Below are 21,306 nucleotides of genomic sequence, written 5' to 3'. Positions count from 1 at the left end.
CCGGCTTGCCTGCTTCCGCTCAGCGGAGCAGGCGGTGGACGTGGACGGCTGCCCTCGTATGGGGTAAGTAAGAATAAGGACAACAGTGCATACACTCTTCTATACGCTTCTACCAAGGGCTCCCGGGTCCGGAAGAAAGGGTGATGGGCATGAGGCAAGGGGCAAGGCTGATGCTGGTTGTGATTCTGTTGATCTTCGCGGCGGGATGCGCGCCGGACAAGGATACGCCGGCGAAGCAGGCAGGTGAAGCGGAGAGAAGGGCGACAGGTACGGCGGCGGAGAACAGGGAGGCCTGGCACCCTACCGTCGACGAGGCGGTAAAGGCGGGCCTTGCGGCCGAGGACGGGCGGCTGCTGTCGGTGGAGAAGGATGAAGCGGAAACCTTTGTCTTTTTCATGGCCCGGACGGGCGGGGCTGACGGGGCGCTCGGCGTGGCGAGCATCACGAAGGGGGAGCAGGGGTACCGTTGGTACCGTGCGGAGGCTTACCACGCTTCGCAGTCGGTCGATGTGCCCTTCGACACCATGAGCTTCACCGTCAAGTCGGAGAGCGGACACACGATCAAGGTGTATTCGGGCCGGGTGTACGACCCCTCGATCCGCAAGATGAACCTGTTGGAGAACGGCGTCCTGCTGCAGACCAAAGAGATCGCCGACCCCAAGTCCGGCCTCTATTATTTCATGGTGGAGCGGCGCAAAGTTCCCCTGGAAAGCGGCGCATATGAGGTGAAGCCTGCCGTTTAGCCGGCAGGGTGATGACGCCGGGACCCTTGGTACGCTACAGCCGCCGGGGGAACGGCAGGCAGAGATTGGGCGGACGGCCGGCAGAGCAGCGGGATGCATCAGATGAGGCGGACCCGCCACAGGCTTCGAAGCTCGGCGGAGCCAATGCTGGGTGAAGCCCGCTCCAGCAGCATCAGGTGACTGCGCGTCTGGCTGGAGCGCTGAGCAAGGCGGACGGCCATAGGCTTCAAAGTCCTGTGGAGCACTCTCACCAGCCCCAAAAAGCCGGAGGCAGCCTGCAGGTTACTGCGGGGCCTTCCGGCTTTCTTCGATTCGGCGCGGCAGGTCTTCTTCCATCCACCGCTTGAGATCGGGGGCGGTGATGCGGCCCGCCATGTCGTTGATCCGGACGTTGACCGTCTGTGGAACGGAGACCCCGGTGGTCAGCCAGCTGTCCTGCGCCGGGACGGCGATCCGGTCGACCGCGTTGGTGAGGGTGAGGACCGTTCCGTCGGCCGTTTCCATCACGAGCTGTTCCGGACCGCCGGAGGGCAGCGGCTGCCGGCTCAGTCCGCCCTGCAGGGTGCCGACGGAGAGCCAGTACAGAATCCGGGCGATCTCCAGCCGGTTCTTGTCATCGTGCTGCAGATTCAGGTCGACCGGCGATTGCGCGCCTTCTTCTTCCCCGCCCGGGATCATCCGGGCAGCGGTAATGTCCTCGGCCATGGGAAATACGCCGGCCTCGGGGCTTCCGGGACGATCGGCCATCACGCCGGCCAGGAACAGAGCCGCACCGAGCAGAACAGTCAGCGGCAGCAGGAGTTTATTCATGCGGGTCACCCTCCGTCAGAGGCTTGGAATAGGGAGAATCAGGTAGTGCTGCTCCTTACAAGTATGATCCAAAGGCGGTCCGTTCACCCGGCGTAGTGTAGATTTTTTTGGAGGAATGGGGGGAAGCGCATGAGAGATGTGCGGATAAGAATCGAAACGGAGGATGCGGAGCGCGCTTCACGCTGGTATTCGGACGTATTGGCATGGGAGCCGTTGGACTTCAGCCCAGAGGAGGGGTGGGTGCTGCTGCGGATGACCGGCGGGGACCATGCCCTGCTTGCAGACAGGGATGCGTGGGTAAAGGCGGCCGGCCGATGGGCTTCGCCCGCTGTGAGGCGTCTGGAGCCGGGAGAACGGCTGTACCTGTCCCTTCCCGAGGAAGGGGACGCTGCGCTGAACCGGCTGGAGGCAAGGCTGCAGGCGGCCGGAGCAAAGTACAGGGACGAATCCGAGCCGGGCTGCTGGCGTACTCTGGCGGTGGATCTCCCCGAAGGAGGGATCGCGGCGTACTGGCAGGAGCTGTTTCCTCCCATGGAGGACATAGTGGAGATGTTCGCTGATGGCCCGGGGCGACTCGAATCGCTGCTGTCCGATCTGGAGGATCATGCACTCGACTGGCGCCTGACCGCGGATTCCTGGAGCATCCGGCAGCAGGTGCTGCATCTGGTGGATCTGGAGCTTGCCGCTCTGCACAAGCTCAAATTCGCCCTGTCTTCCCCCGAACGGGGAGTTGAATACGTCGGTCCGTCGTTTCATCAGGACGCCTGGGCCGAAGGGATGAATTACGGGGAGCGGCCTGTTGCGGCAGAAGTGCAGCTGTTCCGTCATGTCCGCGAGCACGTGCTGTCCGTTTGCAGGCACGTCCCGGGTGCACTGGGGCGCAGCGTGAGGACGAAAGGCGGCCGTGAAGAGAGCGCCGGCCGGCTCATGAAGATGATGGCGGGTCACGCGAACGTCCACCTGCGCCGGATCGCGGAGATTCGGACGCGGCACGGGCTTCCGCCAAGGGAGGGGGGCTGAACTCTTGCAGAAGCAGTCCTTTGGCCGCGAGGGCTGGTCGTCGCGCGCTGGCCTGCAGAGGATAGAAGAGGATAGAAGGGACTTCTTGTAACGGCAGCCCCGCAGCCCATAGAAAAAAGACCGGCAGTCTGCCGGCCTTTCGGAGCCATTACCACGGTAAAGCCGCAGCTGGGCTGCCATTCCCATGGGGCTTCGCTTATGGGTTTTTCTCTGCGTTGCCAGTCGGCCGCAATGGCTCTCCGTGAGCATTGCTCCCCGATCTTTTGCCGCAGCCGCGTGACCACTCGCGTGAGCTTCCGCTTACTTCCTTTTCACAGCTTTGCCATTCAGGCCGCAGAGGGCTCTTCAATCCCAGCAGGCTTGGCTTCCAGCTTGCCTCCCCGGTGCATCCCAACCTAAGCGGGATGTACCGGCCCGGATAGTCAGAACCCGCTTGCCGAACGGCGGTAGTTGGCATCCGACCGACTCCCAGCGCTTGATGGCTAACCGATCCGCTCTGCGAGCTCCATCAGGTGCCGGCATACGAGCTTGGGCTGAACACCGATGCGGGCAATCTGTTCGCTGACGTTCTCCTCGGTTGCGAGGCCGGTCAGCACGAGCGCGGTGCGGCAGCCCGCATCGGCACCGCCGCGGATGTCCGTGCCGAGGTTATCGCCCACCGCCCAGATCTCTTCCGGCGGCAGACCGAGCCGCTCTACAGCGTAACGCATAATGACCGGTGAAGGCTTGCCGATCACCACCGGCGCGGTCTCGCTGGAGCGTTCGATGGCGGCCCCGATCGAGCCGGCTCCCGGCGTCAGCTCGCCGTTCCACGGCAGCAGGTGATCGGGGTTGGTCAGCACCGACAGGGCGCCGCGGCGGATGTGGCGCACGGCAGCCAGCAGCTTGCCGTAGCTGAAGCTCCGGTCAATCCCCTGAACGACGGCGGCCGCCTTATCCAGCTGTCCGGCTTCATCCGCGGGGACGGCTTCGAACCCGGCTTCCGTGAGCGCCTGACGGAGTCCCTCTTCGCCGATATACAGAACCGGGCCTGGAGGCAGGGAGGCGTCCTTAAGGTACAGCGCCGCGGCTTGGGAGGAAGTCAGCACCTCCTGAGCCGCAGCGTCAATACCGGTCTTCCTCAGGTGGTCCGCCACCTGCTCCGGTGTCCGGGACGAATTGTTCGTTACATAGACATACGGGTACCCGCGCTCCTTCAGCCAACCGATGAATTCGGCAGCGTAAGGAATCGGGTGATCCCCGTGATACAGCGTTCCATCCAAATCCAGCAAAAAGCCCGGCATGGTCTCATCCTCTCTATCCGCTTGCATGCAAGTCAGTGACAGTATACCTTCCGGTTCTCCTTCCGGGCAAGCCTGCCGATGTCCCAGCCCGTACCTTCCACTGAAAAAATTGGCGGACGCCGCGAAAAACGGGTGTTTGACCCTTATCCCGGGGCGTACAGGTCATTATAATTAAGAACAAAAACAGAAAGTGGGTTCGTGCCGTGGATCAAGTGGAATTCCCCCAAAGACCGTATTTCGATTCTGCGCTGCCAAAGCATGTGGGTTCACAGGTTATCCTCTGCACCAATGACAAAAATCTGCACGGCCGGCTGCGCCAGGTGAGCGGCAGTACGGCGGTGATCGATTCCTGCGGCCGGGAGATCCGGGTCTGCCTTTCTTCGATTAATGCCGTTTCCTTGTCGCGTCAGCTCCCCTTACGGGACGGCCGATAAGGGAAGAGGTGCCGGACAGATCGGCTCGGGCCTGGCCGCCCAGGCGTGCCGATGAGGGAGGCGGTCTTCGCATGACCGTCCTCCTGACGGAGTGACCTGCCTCCATGAGTGTTTCACGGGCCTGATACTCAGCGAACCGAGGCAGACGAGGACAAAGCCGGACCGGCAGGCCGCAAGGGGCATGGAGCGGATGGCGTGAGGAGGCTGTCACGACGGGAGCTGCAGGGGACAAGCCCCCAAGCGGGCGGATAAAGGATCAGCCCGATGGTGAGAAAAAATAAAGGAACTCCGATTCGTTATTCGCTTCAAGACAGCCTCATTCAGAATAGAGGAACCCAGGTTCGTTATTTCACTGCGGAACACGGCCTAGGGCGGATGGGGAGGCGAATTAGGCACCTGAGTTCCGCTAATCGCAGGGAATCCTCGGGAAACAGCCGGATAAGGCATCCAGGTTCAGCTATTTCCGAATCCGGGGCAAAGCCATTCCGACGGGTCCCGTGTGGAACAGTTACATAGCGGTGCGCGACAGTGATTCCTGCAGCTTCCCCGCCCGATAAAAACACGAAAACGGCCGCCTGGCTTACCAGGCGGCCGTATCTGTTTTACTCCTGAAGCTTCAGCTTGACGTAGAAGTGGATGTCGCCCTGATCCGATTCGGCCCAGATGCTGCCGCCGTGGGATTCCACGATGCTCTTGGCGATGGCGAGCCCAAGGCCCGTGCCCCCGCTGCTGGAGTTGCGGGCGGCATCGACCCGGTAGAAGCGGTCGAAGAGCTGTTCGAGCTGGTCGCGTGTCAAGGCGTCCGCCTTGTTGCTGATCCGCACCACCGCCCAGCCGCGGTCCTTCGCCATGCCGACCGAGATCACGCCGGGCTTGGGGCTGTATTTGACGGCGTTGCCGAGCAGATTCTCGAAGACCCGGATGATTTTCTCGACATCGACCCTGACCGGAAGCCGTTCCTGAGGAAGGCTGCGGATCAGGGTGAGCTGCTGCTCCTCGCTCAGCGTCACATATTCCTCAAGGAGCTGCTCGAGCACCTCGTTCAGGATGACCCCCTTCTTGTACAGGGGGACCTCCTGGCTCGAATACTTCGTGTATTCGAACAGGTCTTCGATAAGGCCGCGAAGCTTCTCCGCCTTGCTGTAAGCAATGCCGACATAGCCGGCCGCCTGCTCGGGAGATTCGTAGTTGCGGTCATGCAGCAGCTTGAGATACCCCATGATGAGCGTGAGGGGAGTGCGAAGGTCGTGGGAGACATTCGTGATGAGCTCGTTCTTCGACCGTTCGGACCGCCGTTCTTCCTCGATCCGGTGCTGCAGATCGGCGACCATCTGGTTCATGTCCTTGGCGAGCGAGCCGAGCTCGTCGTTCGAGCGCTCGATCACCCGGTGGTCGAGATTGCCGGTGGCGATAATGCGCAGGCCTCCCGCAAGCTCTTCGATGTACCTCATTTTGCGCTGGGTGAGGTAGTAGAAGAGGAAGATGAAGACGGCGAAGGCGCTGAGCATGGACAGCGGGCTCGTTCCCTTGCGGTACGAGATCACCGGCTGCGGAATGCCGGTCACGATCAGGTAGGACTTCTGGTTATTGTACGTGACGGGGTAAAAGCTCGAGAATTCCGTACGGGAATCGTCACTGCTGTTGCGGGCATTCATCGCGTTGCGGATGACGCTGTGCACGTCGACATATGTCTCGGGGGCATTCTCGCTGCGGAACACCACCCGTCCCTCGAGATCGGTGATGACGGTCTTGTAATTCTCGTTCGCTGCAAGCTGCTTCACCGTGTTCAGGAACTGGCGCTTGTTGCGTTCCTGCTGCTCGATCCGCCGCCTCTGGTCTTCCGCGTCACGCTCCCGCTGCTCCGCATCCGTCGGTGTACCCGGCACGACAGCAGCCGGCGGCACCGCAGGGGCTGCGGGGACGGCGGGGACCGTACCGGCGCTCCCTGCAGCCGGGGCCGATACCGCGCCGGGAGCCGTCGGAGCCGCCTGCACGCTTGCAGAGCCTGCAGCACCAGCCGGGGCCGATACCGCGCCGGGAGCCGTCGGAGCCGCCTGCACGCTTGCAGAGCCTGCAGCACCAGCCGGAGCCGTCACCGCACCTGGCGCCGCGGGTACCGCCGCCATCGTCCCAGCCGCCGCAGTGGCGCCTACCGCTTGCCCGCTTGCCACTCCAGCCGCGCCCGCCGCACCTATCGCGCTTGCGGCCTGCGTACCCGCCGCACCCGGAGTGCTCGCCGTCGCCGCTGCGCCTGCGCCCGCACCGCTTGTTCCCGGCTGCACGGCTTCGCTTGTCACCGACTCCTCACTTCCGCCTTCCGGCTCCTCCAGCTCTTCGTCATCCTGCACGGGCTCGAGCAGTCTGATCAGCCCGCGGGCTTCGCTGTCGATCCGGTCGATGCCGACGGAATAGTCGATCACCGTCCCCTTGTTGATCTGGCCGAAGATCGCCGAGGAGATCGAATAGAAGATCAGCGAGGCGAGCAGGCAGACGCCGAAGGTCAGCACGAGCTGCAGCCGGACGCTGCGCTCCACCTGCACCTTCGCCATCTTGTAGAGATCCGCCAGGAAGAGCAGGAATCCGCGCAGCAGCGTGAAGGGAAACAGCCGGAACGGGAACCGGTCCAGCACCGGCTTCCGGGGTTTCTTGATTTTGACAGGCTTACTCAACTTTATATCCCACTCCCCATACCGTTTTGATGAACCGCGGCTTGCGAGGATTGTCCTCGATTTTTTCCCTGATCTTGCGGATATGTACCATGACGGTGTTGTCCGAATCGAGATACGTCTCTTTCCAGACGGTCTCATAGATCCGTTCGATGCTCCAAACCGTGCCGCGGTTGCGCGCAAGGAGCTCCAGGATGGCGAATTCGCGGGGAGTCAGCTTGATCTCCCGGCCGTCGAGCTTCACTTCGTGGGTGGCCGTGTTGATCGTCAGGTCGTCGACCTCGATCTCGTGCTCCCGGCTGGGGGCGGCCACGTTCAGCCGGGTGTAGCGGCGAAGCTGGGATTTGATGCGCGCGATGAGCTCCAGCGGATTGAACGGCTTCGTCATGTAGTCGTCGGCTCCGGTGCCGAGGCCGAGAATCTTGTCCATATCCTGGCTCTTGGCGGAGAGCATGATGATGGGCATGTTGCGGGATTCGCGGATCTTGAGGCACGCTTCGATCCCGTCCATCTTCGGCATCATGATGTCGAGGACGATGAGGTCCACGTCCTCCTTTTCGAGTACGCTGAGCGCTTCGAGTCCGTTCGCCGCCCGGAGCAGCCGGTACCCCTCGTTTCGCAGGTAAATCTCAATGAGGTCGATAATGTCTTTTTCGTCGTCGACGATCAGTATGGTGGGCTGGGCCATGTGGGGTCCGTTCTCCTTCCCTTGGGGAATTCTTGTGCAAGCATACCATGTGCCCGGGAGAGCGGACAATGACGGCCGGACAGCCGCACGCTCTCTTGCTGTAATCCAGTATAGGTTCCAAATCTTAACGAATATGGAGCCCAATCCTTAAAACATTCTTAAGGGCCCGCCGGACAAAATAGGCTTCGCGTCCGCTCTCCGGAGGGTCTTAGGGCAGGCACCCCGGCAAGGGCAGGCGCATATCGTGTTGATAACTCAAGATCATAAGGGAAATTTATGGAACCGGTAAGGAAAATTGATAAAAAGAGCGGAGGACACCAGATGAACTGGATCCAGCGGATGGAAAAGGAATTGTCGGGGCTGACCCAGGCGTCGCCTAAGGAACTGAGAGTACTGCTGCAGGGGTTCGAATTGTCGCCGGAGACGCTCGCGCCGTATATCGCCGAGCCTCATGCGCTGCCCTATGGCCGGACCTCGCTGATCCGCACCGAGCAGGCGGAGGCGGTAGTCATCCATCTGCCGGCAGGCAAGGAGACGTTCATTCACGACCACGGGGATGCGGTCGGCTGTATGTTTCTCGTGGAGGGGACGCTCACGAACCGGATGTTCCGGATCGACTCGTACGGATATCCTCACCTGACGGGAGAGGTGCCGGTGGGTGAGCGCAGCTATTTTTATGCGCCGAAGAATCAGATCCACCAGCTTGCGAATCCGGGAATGGCGCGCGCCGTCTCGTTTCATATCTACATGCCCGCCCCGGCCCAGGCCCACACGTATCTTCCTTACGAAGAAGTCCTCGATTACGTCATCTGACGGCTCTCCACGCTCCAAACTTTACTGGTATTCTCTCCATTGACACCGCAGCCGGGATTCGATTACCCTGAGGGAAAATGCCGCATTGACAGGTCCTGGAAGGACCGTTCGGCGGCAGGAAGGCGGGGGACATGAATCATATCCACAAACGGATCCGCGAGCTCGAAGGCTTTACGGCGCAGACGGAGGCGCCGGGCGATTTGGATGCCTTCTGGCAGGAGACGCTGGAGGCCGCCGCGGGCAGGCCGCTGAACGCCCGCAGGGAAGAGGCGGAGAGCCTCTCGCCCTATATCAAGACCTATAAGGTCGTCTACGAAGGCTATGACGACACGCCGCTCCACGGCTGGTTCCTGCTGCCCTCCTTCACGGCGCAGCCCCGGCCGGAGCGGCTGCCCTGCGTGGTGCTGTACCACGGCTACACCGGCAGCAAGGGCTACCCGGAGCAGCATGCACCCTGGCTGCTGCAGGGCTTCGCCGTCTTCGCGGTGGACGTCCGCGGGCAGGGCGGCGACAGCGGCAACCTTCTGCCGCAGACGCACGGCATGAGCTCCGGCTGGATCACGCAGGGGCTGCTCGACCCGCGTCAGAGCTACTACCGGGCGGCGGCGGTGGACGCCGTGCGGGCCGTGGAGTGGGTGGCGGCGCAGCCGGAGGTGGACGGGCAGCGGGTGATCACCGCGGGCACGAGCCAAGGCGGCGGCCTGTCGCTGCTCACCGGCGCACTCAGCCCGATCCCGGCGCTGGTCCTGGCCGATCTGCCGAACCTGTGCCACATGGACTACGGCATCCTGAACTCAACCGGCTCGCTGACCGAGGCCGCCAAGTTCGTCTCGCGCCATCCGGAGCATCTCGATCAGGTGCTGCATACCCTGGGATACTTCGACCTGCTGCACCTGTCCGCGAGACTGCACAGCCCGGTCTTCGTTTCGGTCGGCCTGAAGGACACGGTATGCCTGCCGGAGACCGTCTACGCGGTGTACAACCGGATCACGGTGCCGAAGGACATTCACGTCTTCCCGTTCAACGGCCACCACACGAGCGGCGATCATTTCCGGCTGCAGGTAGAATGGATCCGGAAGCAGTGGGGCTAGCAGCGGCTTCAGCCGATACTCCCGCCCCATCATGCTGCAACATCCCCTCCCTGTATCCCGTCAATGACAGGGTACAGAGAGGGGGCGGAAGCTTGTGAGATTCGTGAATAAGAAAACGTATACATATCCCCGGGGGCTGCTCGTTCTGATGTCGGCAGCCCTGCTCCTGGCCGGCTGCGGCAGCGGGCAGGAGCGGCGCGCGGAAGCGGCCGTAGAGAAACGGACCTATGAGCTGAAGGAGCTCGATCCCCGTATTGTCACCGCCCACAATCGATTTGGCTTGGAGCTCCACCGGAGGCTGGCCGCGGAGCGCCCCGGCGAGAATCTGTTCCTGTCGCCCTACAGCGTGGCGTCCGCATTGTCATTGATCTATCATGGCGCGGAGGGCGCCACCTTGAGCGAGATGAGCAGAGTGCTCCAGACGCAGGGGATGCCGATGGAAGAGTGGAACCGGGGAAGCCGGATCCTGAGGGACCTGCTCCAGCATTCGGGAGAAGCCGTTCACTTGAACGCTGCGAATTCGGTCTGGACCCGCAAGGGGATCTCCCTCCGGGAGAGCTTCCTGAACCGCAGCCGGGAGGATTACGGTGCAGAAGTGAGAGAGCTGGATTTCAGCCATCGGAAGGCCGCCAAAACCATGAATAACTGGGTCAAGAACAGCACCGGAGGCCGAATTCAGGCTGTTGTAGAAGATCCCATTCCCGGCAGCACGCTTATGTACTTGATCAACGCCGTCTATTTCAAGGGGCGCTGGGCTGACCCGTTTGAGAAGAGCGCCACAGGAACGAAGGAGTTTTACCCGACTGCGGATGGGCCTGCCGTATCCGTACAAATGATGCGGGGCCAAGGGCAGTACCCTTACCTTCAGGAGATGGGCTATCAAGCCGTCCGACTGTCTTACGAGGGAGGACCGTTCCATATGCTTCTTGTGCTGCCGGATGAAGGTCTGAGCCTGGCTCAGGTGCAGGAGAAGCTGGGGGCGGATACGGAATTCTGGCGCAGGGACATGCCCCGCCGGCAGGGTACGGTGGAGCTCCCCCGGTTCAAGCTCGAAGGGGATTACACGCTCAATGAGGCTCTGAAGGGGCTCGGAATGGAGACGGCTTTCGATCCTGAGAAGGCCGAATTCACCGGCATCTCGGGTTCGGAGAAGGTGCTTTATCTCAGCGGGGCGAGGCATAAGACGTACATCCGCGTGGACGAAGAGGGTACGGAAGCGGCGGCGGTTACCGCGTTGAATATGGCGGGCTCCGCACCGCCCGAGGACGGGCCCTTCCACATGACCGTGAACCGCCCGTTCCTCCTCGCCATCCAGAGCTCGGAGACCGGCAGCCTGCTGTTCCTCGGATCGATCTACAAGCCGGAGGAATAAGTGTGTGCCTGCCATGCAACCTCTGCATCCCCTCATCCGTCCATGTGGATATAAGTGGATAAAGAGGGGCGAGAGACAATGACCAGACAACGAATTCAGGGCAGGAAAGGGACGCTGGCCGTTCTATTGGCCGCCGCCGTGCTTATGGCAGCCTGCGGAAGCAAGCCGCCTGCCGTGCAGGAGACGCCATTGCCAAAGGAAGCTCCCGCTGCATTCGATTCCTCCGAAGCGAAGCGCACCTTCACCCCGGCCGATCTCGACAAGCGGGTCGTGTCCGCACAGAACGCCTTTGGGCTCCGTCTGCACGGGCAGCTGGCTGCAGAGCATCCGGCGCAGAACTTATTTGTCTCCCCGTATAGTGCCGCCGCCGCGCTCTCCATGGTGTATCATGGCGCCGAAGGGACGACGCGGCAGGAGATCGGGCGGGTGCTGCAGGCGGTGGGTTTGAACCTGGAAGAATGGAACCGGGGCAGCCGGGTGTTGAAGGACCTTCTGGAGCATTCCGGGGCGGGGAACCGGCTGAACATTGCGAATTCGATCTGGCTTCGGAAGGACTTCGAGATCCGGGAGGATTTCGTGAAGCGGAACCGGGAAGAGTACGGCGCTGAGGTGTCCGAACTGGATTTTACCAAGGATTCAGCCGCCGATCTCATCAACGAATGGGTAAGGAAGCGGACGGAGGAGAAGATCCAGGGCATTGTGAAGGCGCCCATCCCCGAGGACCTTATCATGTACCTGATTAATGCCGTGTATTTTCACGGCACCTGGTCCCTTCCTTTCCTGAAGGAGGACACGGTGCCCGCCCCCTTCTACGCCTCACCGGATGCGCGGACGGAAGTGAAGATGATGAAGCGGAGCGGCCGGTTCGCCTATCAGCAGAAGGACGGATATCAAGCGATCCGTCTGCCGTACCGAGGGGAGAAAATCAGCATGCTCGTCGTGCTCCCGGACGAAGGCTGGAGTCTGGCGAAGCTGCAGGAGCAGCTGGGAAAGGACGAAGCGTTCTGGACCCGGCAGATGCCCTATACAGAGGGGACGATCGAGCTTCCGCGTTTTAAGCTGGAGGCCTCCTACGATCTCATCCCGGCTCTGAAGGAGCTTGGGATGCGGGAAGCCTTCGTGGATGGGGCAGCGAAGTTCAGCGGAATATCGGAAGAGCCCGTTAAGATCTCCGAAGTCGCCCATAAGAGCTATCTTCAGGTAGACGAAGAGGGGACGGAGGCGGCTGCCGTAACTTCCATCGGAATAACGAAGAGTACTTCGGTGAGTGCTGTCCACCCCTTCCACATGACCGTGAACCGCCCATTCCTGCTGGCCATCCAGAGCTCGGAGACCGGCAGCCTGCTGTTCCTCGGCTCGATCTACAAGCCGGAAGAATAAAGGCCGGCCACGCCCCACCCGCAATCATACAAGCTTCACGAGTAAGCACCGGTCTGCACTGCCAGCCCCACCACAACCACGCACCTCAAAGGAGAGAATTCCATGCAGTATTCGCTGTGTATCGGAGCTTACCCGGGCCAGGACGCCCTGTATCATCTGCGCAAAATCAAAGAGCACGGCTTCGGCGGACTCGAGCTGTACGCCTGGTGGCAGCTCGGCGACCTCAGCGCCTTCGCGCGGGAGCAGGAGAAGATCGGCGCAGGCATCATCGCCACCTGCACCAAGGAGTTCAACCTCGTCGACCCGGCGAAGCGCGAGGACTATCTTGCCGGCCTGCGGGAGACGATCGAAGCGTGCCGGGTGCTCGGCACCCGCTCGATCATTACGCAGACCGGTGCAGTTCGCGAAGGCGTGCCGCGCGAAGAACAGCGCGACGCTATGGTCGAGACGCTGAAGCGCTGCGCCCAGCTGCTGGAAGGCACGGACCTCGTGCTGGAGGTGGAGCCGCTCAACGGGCTGGTCGACCACCCGGGACACTTCCTGCAGGCTTCCGGCGAGTCGGCGGAGGTCATCGACCGGGTCGGCAGCGACCGCGTCAAGCTGGTCTTCGACGTGTACCACCAGCAGATCACGGAGGGCAACGTGATCCGCAATGCGGTCCAATATGCCCCCCAGATCAACCACTATCACATTGCGGACAACCCGGGGCGCAAGCAGCCGGGCACCGGCGAGCTCAACTACATTAACATTCTCCGGGCGATCCGGGATACAGGCTTCAACGGCTATGTCGGACTCGAATGTGGGTATACGACCGACACGGATGAGGCGCTGCTCCGCTTCAAAGAGGAGATTGCCTCGAAGGTATAACGGGGGCAGGACAAGACAGCAAAATCCAGTATTGCCAATCCTTACATCCCGTGGTATTATCCCATGTAAGCTATTGCGAAATGATGGGGAAGGGCTTCTAGGGATCCGACGCCGGGCGGCTGTACCGCAGCCTGCTTGGGCGGGCGAACCAAGCGAAGCCGGCACGGCCGCATAGGGCCGCGCTACACCGTAGGGATAAAAGACCTTCGTGCAAGTTCCTCCGCCGGCCGGGCGGGGAGGCACGAGGGTCTTTTTTGCTGTACCAGAGCAGAGGACGCCCCGGGAAGCCCGCAGGCGGCCGTTATCGCGAGAAGAGAGAGGAGTGTGCAGCCGGTATGTCATGTATTCAGGTGCAGAAGCTCAGCAAGAAGTTCGCCGTCAAGCGGAAGGAGGAGGGGATCGGGGCGAGCCTCCGCTCCCTGCTGCGGCCCCGCTATGCGGAGAAGGTGGCGGTGAACGGCATCGACCTTCAGGTCGGGCAGGGGGAGACGCTGGCCTTCCTCGGCCCGAACGGTGCCGGCAAGTCGACGACGATCAAGATGCTCACCGGCATTCTTCATCCGTCGGACGGACGCGCCGAGGTGCTCGGTCTCTGTCCCTGGACGCAGCGCAGCCGGCTCGCCTACCGGATCGGCTCGGTCTTCGGCCAGAAGTCGCAGCTGTGGTACCACCTGCCGCCTGCGGATTCGTTCGAGCTGATGAGCCGCATCTACGAGCTGAAGCGGAACGATTACCACGCGCGGCGTGACGAGCTTGTTCGGCGCTTCGAGCTCGAACCGTACCTGCACACGCCGGTGCGCAAGCTGTCGCTCGGCGAGCGGATGCGCTGCGAGATCGCCGCCGCGGTGCTCCACCGGCCGCAGATCCTGTTCCTCGACGAGCCGACGATCGGCCTTGATGTGGTCGTCAAGGCGAAGATCCGCGAGCTCATCCTGGAGATGAACCGGGAGGAGGGCACGACCGTCTTCCTCACATCCCATGACCCTGGGGATATCGAGCATCTGTGCCGGAGGGCGGTCGTGATCAACTACGGCGAGGTCATCTTCGACGACACGGTCGATTCGATGAAGCGGGATCTGCTGACGGGCAAAACGATCTCCCTCCAGCTGCTGGAGCCCGGCGAGCTGCTGCGCTTCCGCGGGGTGGAGGTGCTGGAGCAGACGGGCACGAGCCTGAAGCTTGCGGTCGATACGGCCGCGGTCTCCACGCAGGAGGTGCTGACGCATCTGGTCGGGGCTTACCGCGTGTCGGACATCACGGTCGAGGACCCGCCGATGGAGGCGGTCATCACGCACATTTACGAGCGGGAGAGGGGAGGCAGCCATGCGGGCTAAGGTGCTCAAGTATACCGCGGTGGGACAGATCTCGCTGCGCAACCACCTCGCTTACGTCACGGATTTTTTGCTGCGGACGGTATTCCTGGTCATCATCATGTATATCTTCCTGCAGCTGTGGCAGGCGACCTACCGCGGGGAGGGCAGCGCGACGATCGAGGGGTACAGCCTGGAGGGCATCCTCTGGTACATCCTCTTCGCCGAGTCGCTCGCCATGGCGTTCCCGAGCCTGACGACCCGGGTGGAGGAAGAGGTCAAAAGCGGCGACGTCGCTTACCGGCTGACCCGCCCGCTCAGCTATATCGGATACCACTATGCCTCGTATGCCAGCGAGGTGGCGGTCCGCGTCCTGGTCAACCTCGCCGTGGGCTGTACGCTCGGGATCGCCGTCTTCGGCTGGCCGGACTTCGGTCCCGGCTGGGCGGGATTCTTCCTCGTGGGGATCGGGGCGGTGACGGTCAACTTCCTGATGAACATGATGCTGGCGCTCTGCGCCTTCTGGATCGAGGAAACCCGGGGGCTCGAGTTCGTGTACCACAAGCTGCTCTTCACGGTCGGAGGCATGCTGATGCCTCTGGAGCTGTTCCCGGAGAAGCTGCAGGAGGTGTGCCGCTGGCTGCCGATGCAGGCGGTCCTGTACTTCCCGGCCAAGACGGCCGTGAACTGGCGGGAGGCGGATCTCTCCTCCATGCTGCTTATCCAGCTGGGGTGGATCGTGCTGCTCACGGCGCTGACGCTGTGGATCTACAGCCGCGGCGTGCGCAAGCTGAATGTGAACGGAGGGTGAGACGAATGAACGGGTACCGGGCAAAGGGGCTCGCCGCCTGGGTATGGACCTGCTGGAAGCTGAATCTTGCGGGGGCAATGGAGTTCCGGATGAGCTTCCTGATGACGGCGGGCATGATGATGGTCAACAATACGGTATGGATCTTGTTCTGGGGGCTGTATTTTCAGCGATTCCCCGTGGTGAACGGCTGGACGCTGCAGGATGTCATGATGATGTGGGCGGTGAGCTCAGGAGGGTTCGGGCTGTCGGCGGTATTCTTCGGCAACGCCTACCGGCTCGCCTCTCTCGTCGCCGGCGGACAGCTCGACGTCTATCTGGCGCAGCCGAAGCCGGTGCTGCTCCACCTGCTTGTGTCGCGGATGTCCCTGTCTGCGATCGGTGATGTGCTGTTCGCGCTCATCCTGTACGCCATGTTCGGGGAGCTGTCCCCCTGGGGCATCCTCCGGTTCGCCCTGGCGCTGCTCATCGCGATGCTGATCTTCCTGTTCTTCGTGGTGACGGTGCAGTCGCTCGCCTTCTTCATCGGGCAGGCCGAGGGGATCGGGCACCAGCTGTTCCAGGCGATCCTGGCCTTCTCCACCTATCCGACCGGCATCTTCAGCGGCTGGGGGCGTCTGCTGCTGTTCACCGTGATTCCCGCCGGCTTCATCTCGTATCTGCCGATCGGGCTGCTGCGGGAGGCGGATCTCGGGTTCACGCTGCAGGCTCTCGGCGTGTCGCTTCTGCTGACGATCATCGGCATGGGGATATTCCAACTGGGCCTAAGGCGGTATACTTCGGGCAACGGCATCGGGATGCGGATGTAGCGGCCCCACAAGCAAGGAAACTTTCGCAGGATAACGCGCGTCTAATCTCAGGAGCCTCCGCTATGAATGGCGGGGGCTTGCTGCGAATACATATGAGAAGGATGTCGAAACTCCTCACTCTCTGCTGACGATGAGATGGTCTCATGGCGGCAGCAAGATTCAGGCAGAAAGGAGGGGAAAGTTCTATGGGCAGACCCACATGGTTCAGCGTCTACAGTGCAGTCTACCTCCTGTTCATTCAGGAAGGCAGGCTGCTTATGCTGAGGCGGTGCAATACCAAATATGAAGACGGCAAGCTGAGCCTCGTCGCAGGCAAGCTGGACGGCGGCGAGGAGGTCCGGCAGGCGGCCCTGCGGGAAGCGCGGGAGGAAGTCGGCGTGGAGATCGAACCGGACGATCTGGCCGTGGCGGCCGTGATGCACCGACATTCGGACTCGGGGGAATGGATTGATTTTTACCTGACCGTGCGGTCATGGCAGGGAGAGCCGGCCAACATGGAGCCGGATAAATGCTCCGAGCTCGTCTGGGCGCCGCTCGACGCCCTGCCGGAGGATACGATTCCTCACGTGCGGCGGGCTGTGGAGCAGGTGCGCAGCGGGTTGTTCTATGACAGCTGGGGCTGGGAGACGGGGGCTTAGCGTACCGTGGTCCGGCCGTGCTTTCTTCTGCAGGATTCCCCAGCCCGGCAGCCGCAGCCGCAGATGTCCTCTATTACGATAAAGGAGCTTTAGCCCATGAATCTCCGAAATCCCATTCCGGCGCCCAAGGACCGCTCCCCGCTGCGGCTCGCTGCAGGCGTCGCTTATTACCGGGCCCGCCGCAGGCTGCAGTGGCTGACCTCGGGCAGCGACTACGCTTCGGAGCGCAGCAGGGAGCTCCTGCCGTACGTCGTGTTCACCCACCGGACGCCGCTGCTCCGGCAGCTGAAGGATGTGGACATGCAGCTGCAGATCAACAAGGTGACGAACCTTCGGCTGGCGGCCGCCCGGATCGACGGACTGCTGCTGAGACCGGGGCAGACATTCTCCTACTGGAAGACCATCGGCCGGCCTGCACGGTCCAAAGGGTACCTCGAGGGGATGGTGCTGCACCGGGGGACCGTCCGGAGCGGAATCGGCGGCGGGCTGTGCCAGCTCTCGAACCTCCTGTACTGGATGATGCTCCACACGCCGGTTCAGATTACAGAACGCTGCCGTCACGGATACGATGTGTTCCCGGATGCGGGCCGGACCCAGCCCTTCGGCACGGGGGCGACCTGCTTTTATAATTATCTGGATCTTCAGGCGGTGAACGGGACGGATGCGCTGTACCAGATCAGCCTGGAGCTGAGCGATACCCACCTCATCGGCACCTGGCGCTCGGACCGTCCGGCGATGCACCGTTACGAGATTGTGGAGAAGAAGCATTGGTTCACCCAGGAACTTTGGGGCGGCTATATCCGTCACAATACCATCTGCCGCAATGTGTGGAATCCGGAGGGCCTGCTGCTGGAACAGCAGCATCTCACCGACAACCACGCCATCATGATGTACGACCCGAGTCTGCCGCCAGAAATGCCATAAATTGGCGAGGCCTTTTTCCATCCTTTTCTACCTTAAGTCCCATAAAGAAACTATACGAATGTGCCGATAATAGGTATAATGGAATAACAATATAGTCCTTAAGGGTTATGTAGATTCGTCGAAAAAGGAGACCGGACATTACATGAAGGCAGAACTTATTAATCCGTTTCTGGAATCGGCCCGCGTTGTCATAGAGCAGGTAGCCAACGTCCGTCCGTCCACAGGCCAGCTCGGAGTGAAGGAAGTCGTAATCAGCGAGCAGTACATCTGGATTCAGATCGGCATGACGGGACAAATGGAAGGGGACATCGTATTCGGCCTGCATGAAGATGTGGCGAAGAAAGTGGTCTCGGCCATGATGGGCGGTTATTCCATTACAGAGATGGATGAGATGAGCAAGAGCGCCATCTCGGAGCTCGGCAACATGATCAGCGGCAACGCCAGCACGATGCTCTTCAATCAGGGGGTTGTCGTGGATATCACGCCTCCAAAGCTGATGGTGCAGGCGGCGACGGAAGCCAAGAAAGCCCTGACGATTCCATTGATCATGGAAGGCATCGGCGAGCTGGATATTCAAGTACTTATCGCTTAATGTATCCGAATTGCGGAATCCCAAACGCAAGGCTGCTGTCTCCCCGAAGGAGAAAGGCAGCCTATTTGGGTTTTCGGCAGGCAGTGCCGCCGGCATGAGGGAGGATCAGGAAGGAAGAGGCAGAGGGGCCGAAACCGGGTACAATAAGGTCGGGGGTGCCGGGAGGATTCCTATCCGGCGGCGTCGAATAGGTGGCGACTAATGGAATACATAGGGTAAGAGGGTCAGGGGGGCGCGGCGATGGAGTGGGAAGGCAAAATAGCGGTCATTACGGGCGCATCAAGCGGACTGGGGGCGCTTCTGGCACAGAGGCTGGCCGAACGGGGGGCCGTCCCCGTGCTGATGGCGCGGTCTGCCGGAAAGCTGAAGGAGGCGGCAGCACGCATAAGCGGCCGCCACGGCGTAGAGGTGCTGGACGTGACGTCCTCCGAGGACGTCTCCCGGGTCATGAACAAGGTGCTGGCCGAGTATGGGCGGATCGACATCCTGATCAACAATGCGGGCTACGGGGTGTTCGACCGCTTCGTGGATGCCCCGCTGGAAGAATTCGAGGGCATGATGGATGTCAATTACATGGGGACCGTGCGGTGCACGAAAGCGGTGCTTCCCGCGATGCTCCACCAGGGCAGCGGGCATATCGTCAATGTCGCTTCCATGGCGGGCAAGATCGGGTCGGCGAAGTCGAGCGGCTATTCGGCGACGAAGCATGCGGTGCTCGGCCTGACGAACAGCCTGCGGCAGGAGCTCGTCGGCACGGGCGTCTACCTGACGGCCGTCAATCCCGGCCCGATCGACACGCCGTTCTTCGACCGGGCGGACCCGGGAGGCGGCTACGTCAAGAACGTCAAGTGGTTCATGCTGAAGCCGGAGGCGGTGGTCGGGCAGATCCTGAAGGCGGTGGAACGCCGCACACCGGAGATTAACCTGCCTTGGGTCGGAGCCGCCGGGGTCAAACTGTTCCAGCTGTTCCCGCGGATGTTCGACCGGGTGGCGTTCAAGCTGCTGAACAAGAAGTAGGCGCGGCAAAAAAAAGCCGGAGGGGCACAGCACAAGGGATATCCCTTGGCTGTCCCCCTCCGGCTTTTGGACGGTTAGCGGATTCTGGTCCGTACAAGGGCAGCCCGCTATTCCGGCTTCGGAGCGGGTAAAGCTTCTGCACGGCTGCGCGGTTGTTCTACTGCGCCTGCTGCGGGCGGTTCTCCCGCAGGGCTGCCAGCATCGCCTCCAGCGTGCGGACGCCTTCTTCTTCCGCTGACTTGGCTTCGCCGAGCAGGGCGGCAGTCTGAGCAGCCGTATCGGGATCGTCCGGCGACCCGCCCTGCGGGAAAGGAAAGAGCGGCAGCAGGCCTGCGAGCGCCTCATGCACCCGGCGATAGTGCCGTTCGGCATCAAGGGCCAGCCCGCGCACGGTCTGCTCCACCGGACGGTCTCCGGCCCATATGGCCTGCAGTCCCTGCAGGAACTCCGCGGCATGGTACCGGGCATCGGCGACCAGGGCCGCATTGTAAGCATTGCCCATCGGGCTGACGTTCCCGCCCCGGAAGGCTTCGATCCAGGCGTCATAGCCGGCGAGGCCGTTGCGGTACGTGCAGGCATGCTCGCCCTCTTCGTTGTCCCTGGCATGGCGGACGATCATCTCGAGCGCCCCGCGGAGCATAGCCTGCCGGTCCAGATGCAGCGGGAGCGGGTCTTCCAGCGTCAGGACGAAGAGCTCGCCGATCCGTCCGCGGCCCAGGCTGGCATAGGGCAGCAGACCGTCCTGCTGGACGTCGCGCGCCTCGAAGGCTTTTTTCTCATCATCGTAGCCGTACAGCACGCCGAACTCGGGAATGAACAGGTCCCACGCCATCGCGGGAATGCCCCGGTCGATGCTCCGCTGGGCGAGCACCAGCGCTTTCTCCAGCTCGTCGTCCGACGGCGGGGTCAGGGGTGCCGACTCGGCGCAGGCCGTGCGGAAGCCCAGATTGGCCATCCCCTCCGAGAGAAGGCGGCGCCAGGGGAAGGAAGTCGGGCCGGCTACATCCACGTTGGCCGGGTTGATATTGATGCGGAAGGCGTGGGACGTATAGCCCATCACTTCGGTCAGCGTCAGATCGGGCGTATTCGTATAGCGGGTCAGGTTCCACAGGGCTTGGGCGGCACTGGTCCAGGTCATGCAGGGTGTCGTTTGTTCCATCGGTTGGCTGCTCCTCTCATTATCGGCGGGCTTCATAAGATCAGCCGGCCGGCGTCGAGCGAGCGGCGGACCGGGCAGCCCCGGTCGCGGCGCTGCTGCGTATATTCGCCGAGCCTTTGCTGCGTTCTTGCTTCACGGAGCTTCCGGCGGGAGCGGGAGAGCGTCTTGTAGATGGCGGCTGCCGAGCTGCCGAACCGGGCGGACAGCTCCTGCGGGGAGAGCTCCTCCAGCACGGCGGCTTCCACCAGCTGCCGCTCCTTCGGGGTCAGGCAGCCGAGCAGGCCCATGACCGTATCGATCGTTTCGCGGCGGAGCAGGGAGGCCTCGGGCAGCACATAAGGCTGCCCCTCCCGCGAGCGCGCGGCACCCTGCACCTGCAGGCGGTCGAGCAGACCGGCCTGCTCTTGTGCGCTGTCCGCCGCGTGGTCTGCCGCATCGGCCAAGGAGGCCAGCGGCCGCTCCTTGGCGTGGGGACCTCCGCGCCGCAGCTTCATGTAGGCCTCGTTGCGCACGATGCGCTGCAGCCAGGGCACGAAGCGGCCCGGATCGGCCAGTGTGCCGAGCCGCAGGAAGGCGCGCAGCATCGCTTCCTGGACGATGTCTTCGGCCAGGTGAGTGTCCCGGGCCAGGGCGCTGGCCAGGCTGTAGGCCTCCCGGCGGTGCCTGCCCATCAGCTCGCTGAACGCCTCCGCGTCGCCGCCCCGGGCCCGCATCAGAAGGGCCCGGCTGTCTTCCGCCGTACCGGCCGGAGGAGCTTCCCGCTCCAGGGGCTGCTCCCGCTCCCGATCCGGGCCGGCCTCCATCTGTTCTGTAGTGGACCGCATCTCATTCGCTCCTTCCCGCTTGTCGGGTGCTCCTGTAAGATAGATGCCGCAGCCGGAC

Annotated in this window: 21 protein-coding genes; 15 read left to right on the top strand and 6 right to left on the bottom strand. The window is 62.3% G+C overall.

The features are described from left to right. Positions 1 to 170: 170 nt before the first annotated feature. The gene (locus PM3016_RS30665; RefSeq protein ID WP_238540363.1) at positions 171 to 743 is read left to right on the top strand and encodes a hypothetical protein; all 573 of its coding nucleotides are present in this window, start codon (positions 171 to 173) and stop codon (positions 741 to 743) included. Positions 744 to 1,025: 282 nt separating this feature from the next. Here PM3016_RS30665 and PM3016_RS30660 read toward each other — a convergent pair whose 3' ends face one another. After that, positions 1,026 to 1,553 carry a hypothetical protein gene (locus PM3016_RS30660; RefSeq protein ID WP_014372081.1) on the bottom strand — a complete coding sequence of 176 codons (528 nt, stop codon included), beginning with the start codon at positions 1,551 to 1,553 and terminating at the stop codon, positions 1,026 to 1,028. Between the two features lie 129 nt (positions 1,554 to 1,682). Between PM3016_RS30660 and PM3016_RS30655 the strand changes: the two genes are divergently transcribed. Beyond that, positions 1,683 to 2,573: a DinB family protein gene (locus PM3016_RS30655; protein WP_014372080.1), complete on the top strand. Its 891-nt coding sequence runs from the start codon at positions 1,683 to 1,685 to the stop codon at positions 2,571 to 2,573. 482 nt (positions 2,574 to 3,055) lie between these two features. Here the strand turns inward: PM3016_RS30655 and PM3016_RS30650 are convergent, their stop codons facing one another. Then, the gene (locus tag PM3016_RS30650) at positions 3,056 to 3,856 is read right to left on the bottom strand and encodes an HAD-IIA family hydrolase (protein WP_014372079.1); all 801 of its coding nucleotides are present in this window, start codon (positions 3,854 to 3,856) and stop codon (positions 3,056 to 3,058) included. A 203-nt stretch (positions 3,857 to 4,059) separates the two neighbouring features. Between PM3016_RS30650 and PM3016_RS38300 the strand changes: the two genes are divergently transcribed. After that, complete coding sequence (locus tag PM3016_RS38300; protein WP_148279723.1) at positions 4,060 to 4,290, top strand: hypothetical protein; 231 nt, start codon at positions 4,060 to 4,062, stop codon at positions 4,288 to 4,290. A gap of 602 nt (positions 4,291 to 4,892) precedes the next feature. On the opposite strand, the gene PM3016_RS30645 is transcribed toward PM3016_RS38300, so the two are convergent. Continuing rightward, a complete protein-coding gene (locus tag PM3016_RS30645) occupies positions 4,893 to 6,959 on the bottom strand; it encodes a sensor histidine kinase (RefSeq protein WP_014372078.1) in 2,067 nt (688 codons plus the stop codon). Beyond that, positions 6,952 to 7,644, bottom strand: a complete 693-nt coding sequence (locus PM3016_RS30640) for a response regulator transcription factor (RefSeq protein WP_013920300.1) — start codon at positions 7,642 to 7,644, stop codon at positions 6,952 to 6,954. The genes PM3016_RS30645 and PM3016_RS30640 overlap by 8 nt, the downstream gene beginning before the upstream one ends. A 321-nt stretch (positions 7,645 to 7,965) precedes the next feature. Between PM3016_RS30640 and PM3016_RS30635 the strand changes: the two genes are divergently transcribed. The 12 genes from PM3016_RS30635 (at position 7,966) to PM3016_RS30580 (ending at position 19,265) form a co-directional block, all read left to right on the top strand. Continuing rightward, positions 7,966 to 8,457, top strand: coding sequence for a cysteine dioxygenase (locus tag PM3016_RS30635; protein ID WP_014372077.1), 492 nt, complete (start codon positions 7,966 to 7,968; stop codon positions 8,455 to 8,457). 131 nt (positions 8,458 to 8,588) lie between these two features. Beyond that, positions 8,589 to 9,548 carry an acetylxylan esterase gene (locus PM3016_RS30630; protein WP_014372076.1) on the top strand — a complete coding sequence of 320 codons (960 nt, stop codon included), beginning with the start codon at positions 8,589 to 8,591 and terminating at the stop codon, positions 9,546 to 9,548. 94 nt (positions 9,549 to 9,642) lie between these two features. Next, on the top strand, positions 9,643 to 10,920 hold the full coding sequence (locus PM3016_RS30625; RefSeq protein WP_014372075.1) for a serpin family protein: 1,278 nt from the start codon (positions 9,643 to 9,645) through the stop codon (positions 10,918 to 10,920). A gap of 78 nt (positions 10,921 to 10,998) precedes the next feature. Beyond that, positions 10,999 to 12,300: a serpin family protein gene (locus tag PM3016_RS30620; RefSeq protein WP_014372074.1), complete on the top strand. Its 1,302-nt coding sequence runs from the start codon at positions 10,999 to 11,001 to the stop codon at positions 12,298 to 12,300. 102 nt (positions 12,301 to 12,402) lie between these two features. Continuing rightward, a complete protein-coding gene (locus PM3016_RS30615; protein WP_014372073.1) occupies positions 12,403 to 13,167 on the top strand; it encodes a TIM barrel protein in 765 nt (254 codons plus the stop codon). Between the two features lie 335 nt (positions 13,168 to 13,502). Further along, the gene (locus PM3016_RS30610) at positions 13,503 to 14,501 is read left to right on the top strand and encodes an ABC transporter ATP-binding protein (protein WP_014372072.1); all 999 of its coding nucleotides are present in this window, start codon (positions 13,503 to 13,505) and stop codon (positions 14,499 to 14,501) included. Beyond that, positions 14,491 to 15,288, top strand: coding sequence for an ABC transporter permease (locus PM3016_RS30605; protein ID WP_014372071.1), 798 nt, complete (start codon positions 14,491 to 14,493; stop codon positions 15,286 to 15,288). Before PM3016_RS30610 ends, PM3016_RS30605 begins: the two co-directional genes overlap by 11 nt. 5 nt (positions 15,289 to 15,293) lie before the next feature. Continuing rightward, a complete protein-coding gene (locus PM3016_RS30600) occupies positions 15,294 to 16,094 on the top strand; it encodes an ABC transporter permease (RefSeq protein WP_014372070.1) in 801 nt (266 codons plus the stop codon). Between the two features lie 185 nt (positions 16,095 to 16,279). Further along, positions 16,280 to 16,732 (top strand): NUDIX hydrolase, encoded by a 453-nt coding sequence (locus PM3016_RS30595; protein ID WP_013920290.1) that lies wholly within the window; start codon positions 16,280 to 16,282, stop codon positions 16,730 to 16,732. 96 nt (positions 16,733 to 16,828) lie between these two features. Beyond that, complete coding sequence (locus tag PM3016_RS30590; protein ID WP_014372069.1) at positions 16,829 to 17,656, top strand: VanW family protein; 828 nt, start codon at positions 16,829 to 16,831, stop codon at positions 17,654 to 17,656. Between the two features lie 142 nt (positions 17,657 to 17,798). Beyond that, positions 17,799 to 18,248 carry a chemotaxis protein CheX gene (locus tag PM3016_RS30585; RefSeq protein ID WP_013920288.1) on the top strand — a complete coding sequence of 150 codons (450 nt, stop codon included), beginning with the start codon at positions 17,799 to 17,801 and terminating at the stop codon, positions 18,246 to 18,248. A gap of 240 nt (positions 18,249 to 18,488) precedes the next feature. Next, a complete protein-coding gene (locus PM3016_RS30580; protein WP_013920287.1) occupies positions 18,489 to 19,265 on the top strand; it encodes an SDR family NAD(P)-dependent oxidoreductase in 777 nt (258 codons plus the stop codon). Positions 19,266 to 19,422: 157 nt separating this feature from the next. Here PM3016_RS30580 and PM3016_RS30575 read toward each other — a convergent pair whose 3' ends face one another. Further along, on the bottom strand, positions 19,423 to 20,424 hold the full coding sequence (locus tag PM3016_RS30575) for a hypothetical protein (RefSeq protein ID WP_041619315.1): 1,002 nt from the start codon (positions 20,422 to 20,424) through the stop codon (positions 19,423 to 19,425). Positions 20,425 to 20,456: 32 nt separating this feature from the next. After that, positions 20,457 to 21,248 (bottom strand): RNA polymerase sigma factor, encoded by a 792-nt coding sequence (locus PM3016_RS30570; protein ID WP_049819077.1) that lies wholly within the window; start codon positions 21,246 to 21,248, stop codon positions 20,457 to 20,459. Positions 21,249 to 21,306: the final 58 nt, after the last annotated feature.

It is taken from the genome of Paenibacillus mucilaginosus 3016, assembly GCF_000250655.1.
Taxonomy (GTDB): domain Bacteria; phylum Bacillota; class Bacilli; order Paenibacillales; family NBRC-103111; genus Paenibacillus_G; species Paenibacillus_G mucilaginosus.
The sequence above is the reverse complement of the archived record's forward strand: the minus strand, read 5'-3'. Positions and strand labels throughout refer to the sequence as shown.

Bases quoted from the DNA above. Each gene is read 5' to 3' on its own strand.
- PM3016_RS30615 (WP_014372073.1), top strand. From the start codon at position 12,403: ATGCAGTATTCGCTGTGTATCGGAGCTTACCCGGGCCAGGACGCCCTG.
- PM3016_RS30660 (WP_014372081.1), bottom strand. From the start codon at position 1,553: ATGAATAAACTCCTGCTGCCGCTGACTGTTCTGCTCGGTGCGGCTCTG.
- PM3016_RS30630 (WP_014372076.1), top strand. From the start codon at position 8,589: ATGAATCATATCCACAAACGGATCCGCGAGCTCGAAGGCTTTACGGCG.
- PM3016_RS30595 (WP_013920290.1), top strand. From the start codon at position 16,280: ATGGGCAGACCCACATGGTTCAGCGTCTACAGTGCAGTCTACCTCCTG.
- PM3016_RS30600 (WP_014372070.1), top strand. From the start codon at position 15,294: ATGAACGGGTACCGGGCAAAGGGGCTCGCCGCCTGGGTATGGACCTGC.
- PM3016_RS30570 (WP_049819077.1), bottom strand. From the start codon at position 21,248: ATGCGGTCCACTACAGAACAGATGGAGGCCGGCCCGGATCGGGAGCGG.
- PM3016_RS30635 (WP_014372077.1), top strand. From the start codon at position 7,966: ATGAACTGGATCCAGCGGATGGAAAAGGAATTGTCGGGGCTGACCCAG.
- PM3016_RS30585 (WP_013920288.1), top strand. From the start codon at position 17,799: ATGAAGGCAGAACTTATTAATCCGTTTCTGGAATCGGCCCGCGTTGTC.
- PM3016_RS30580 (WP_013920287.1), top strand. From the start codon at position 18,489: ATGGAGTGGGAAGGCAAAATAGCGGTCATTACGGGCGCATCAAGCGGA.
- PM3016_RS30590 (WP_014372069.1), top strand. From the start codon at position 16,829: ATGAATCTCCGAAATCCCATTCCGGCGCCCAAGGACCGCTCCCCGCTG.
- PM3016_RS30605 (WP_014372071.1), top strand. From the start codon at position 14,491: ATGCGGGCTAAGGTGCTCAAGTATACCGCGGTGGGACAGATCTCGCTG.
- PM3016_RS30650 (WP_014372079.1), bottom strand. From the start codon at position 3,856: ATGCCGGGCTTTTTGCTGGATTTGGATGGAACGCTGTATCACGGGGAT.
- PM3016_RS30620 (WP_014372074.1), top strand. From the start codon at position 10,999: ATGACCAGACAACGAATTCAGGGCAGGAAAGGGACGCTGGCCGTTCTA.
- PM3016_RS30665 (WP_238540363.1), top strand. From the start codon at position 171: ATGCTGGTTGTGATTCTGTTGATCTTCGCGGCGGGATGCGCGCCGGAC.
- PM3016_RS30655 (WP_014372080.1), top strand. From the start codon at position 1,683: ATGAGAGATGTGCGGATAAGAATCGAAACGGAGGATGCGGAGCGCGCT.
- PM3016_RS30640 (WP_013920300.1), bottom strand. From the start codon at position 7,644: ATGGCCCAGCCCACCATACTGATCGTCGACGACGAAAAAGACATTATC.
- PM3016_RS30610 (WP_014372072.1), top strand. From the start codon at position 13,503: ATGTCATGTATTCAGGTGCAGAAGCTCAGCAAGAAGTTCGCCGTCAAG.
- PM3016_RS30575 (WP_041619315.1), bottom strand. From the start codon at position 20,424: ATGGAACAAACGACACCCTGCATGACCTGGACCAGTGCCGCCCAAGCC.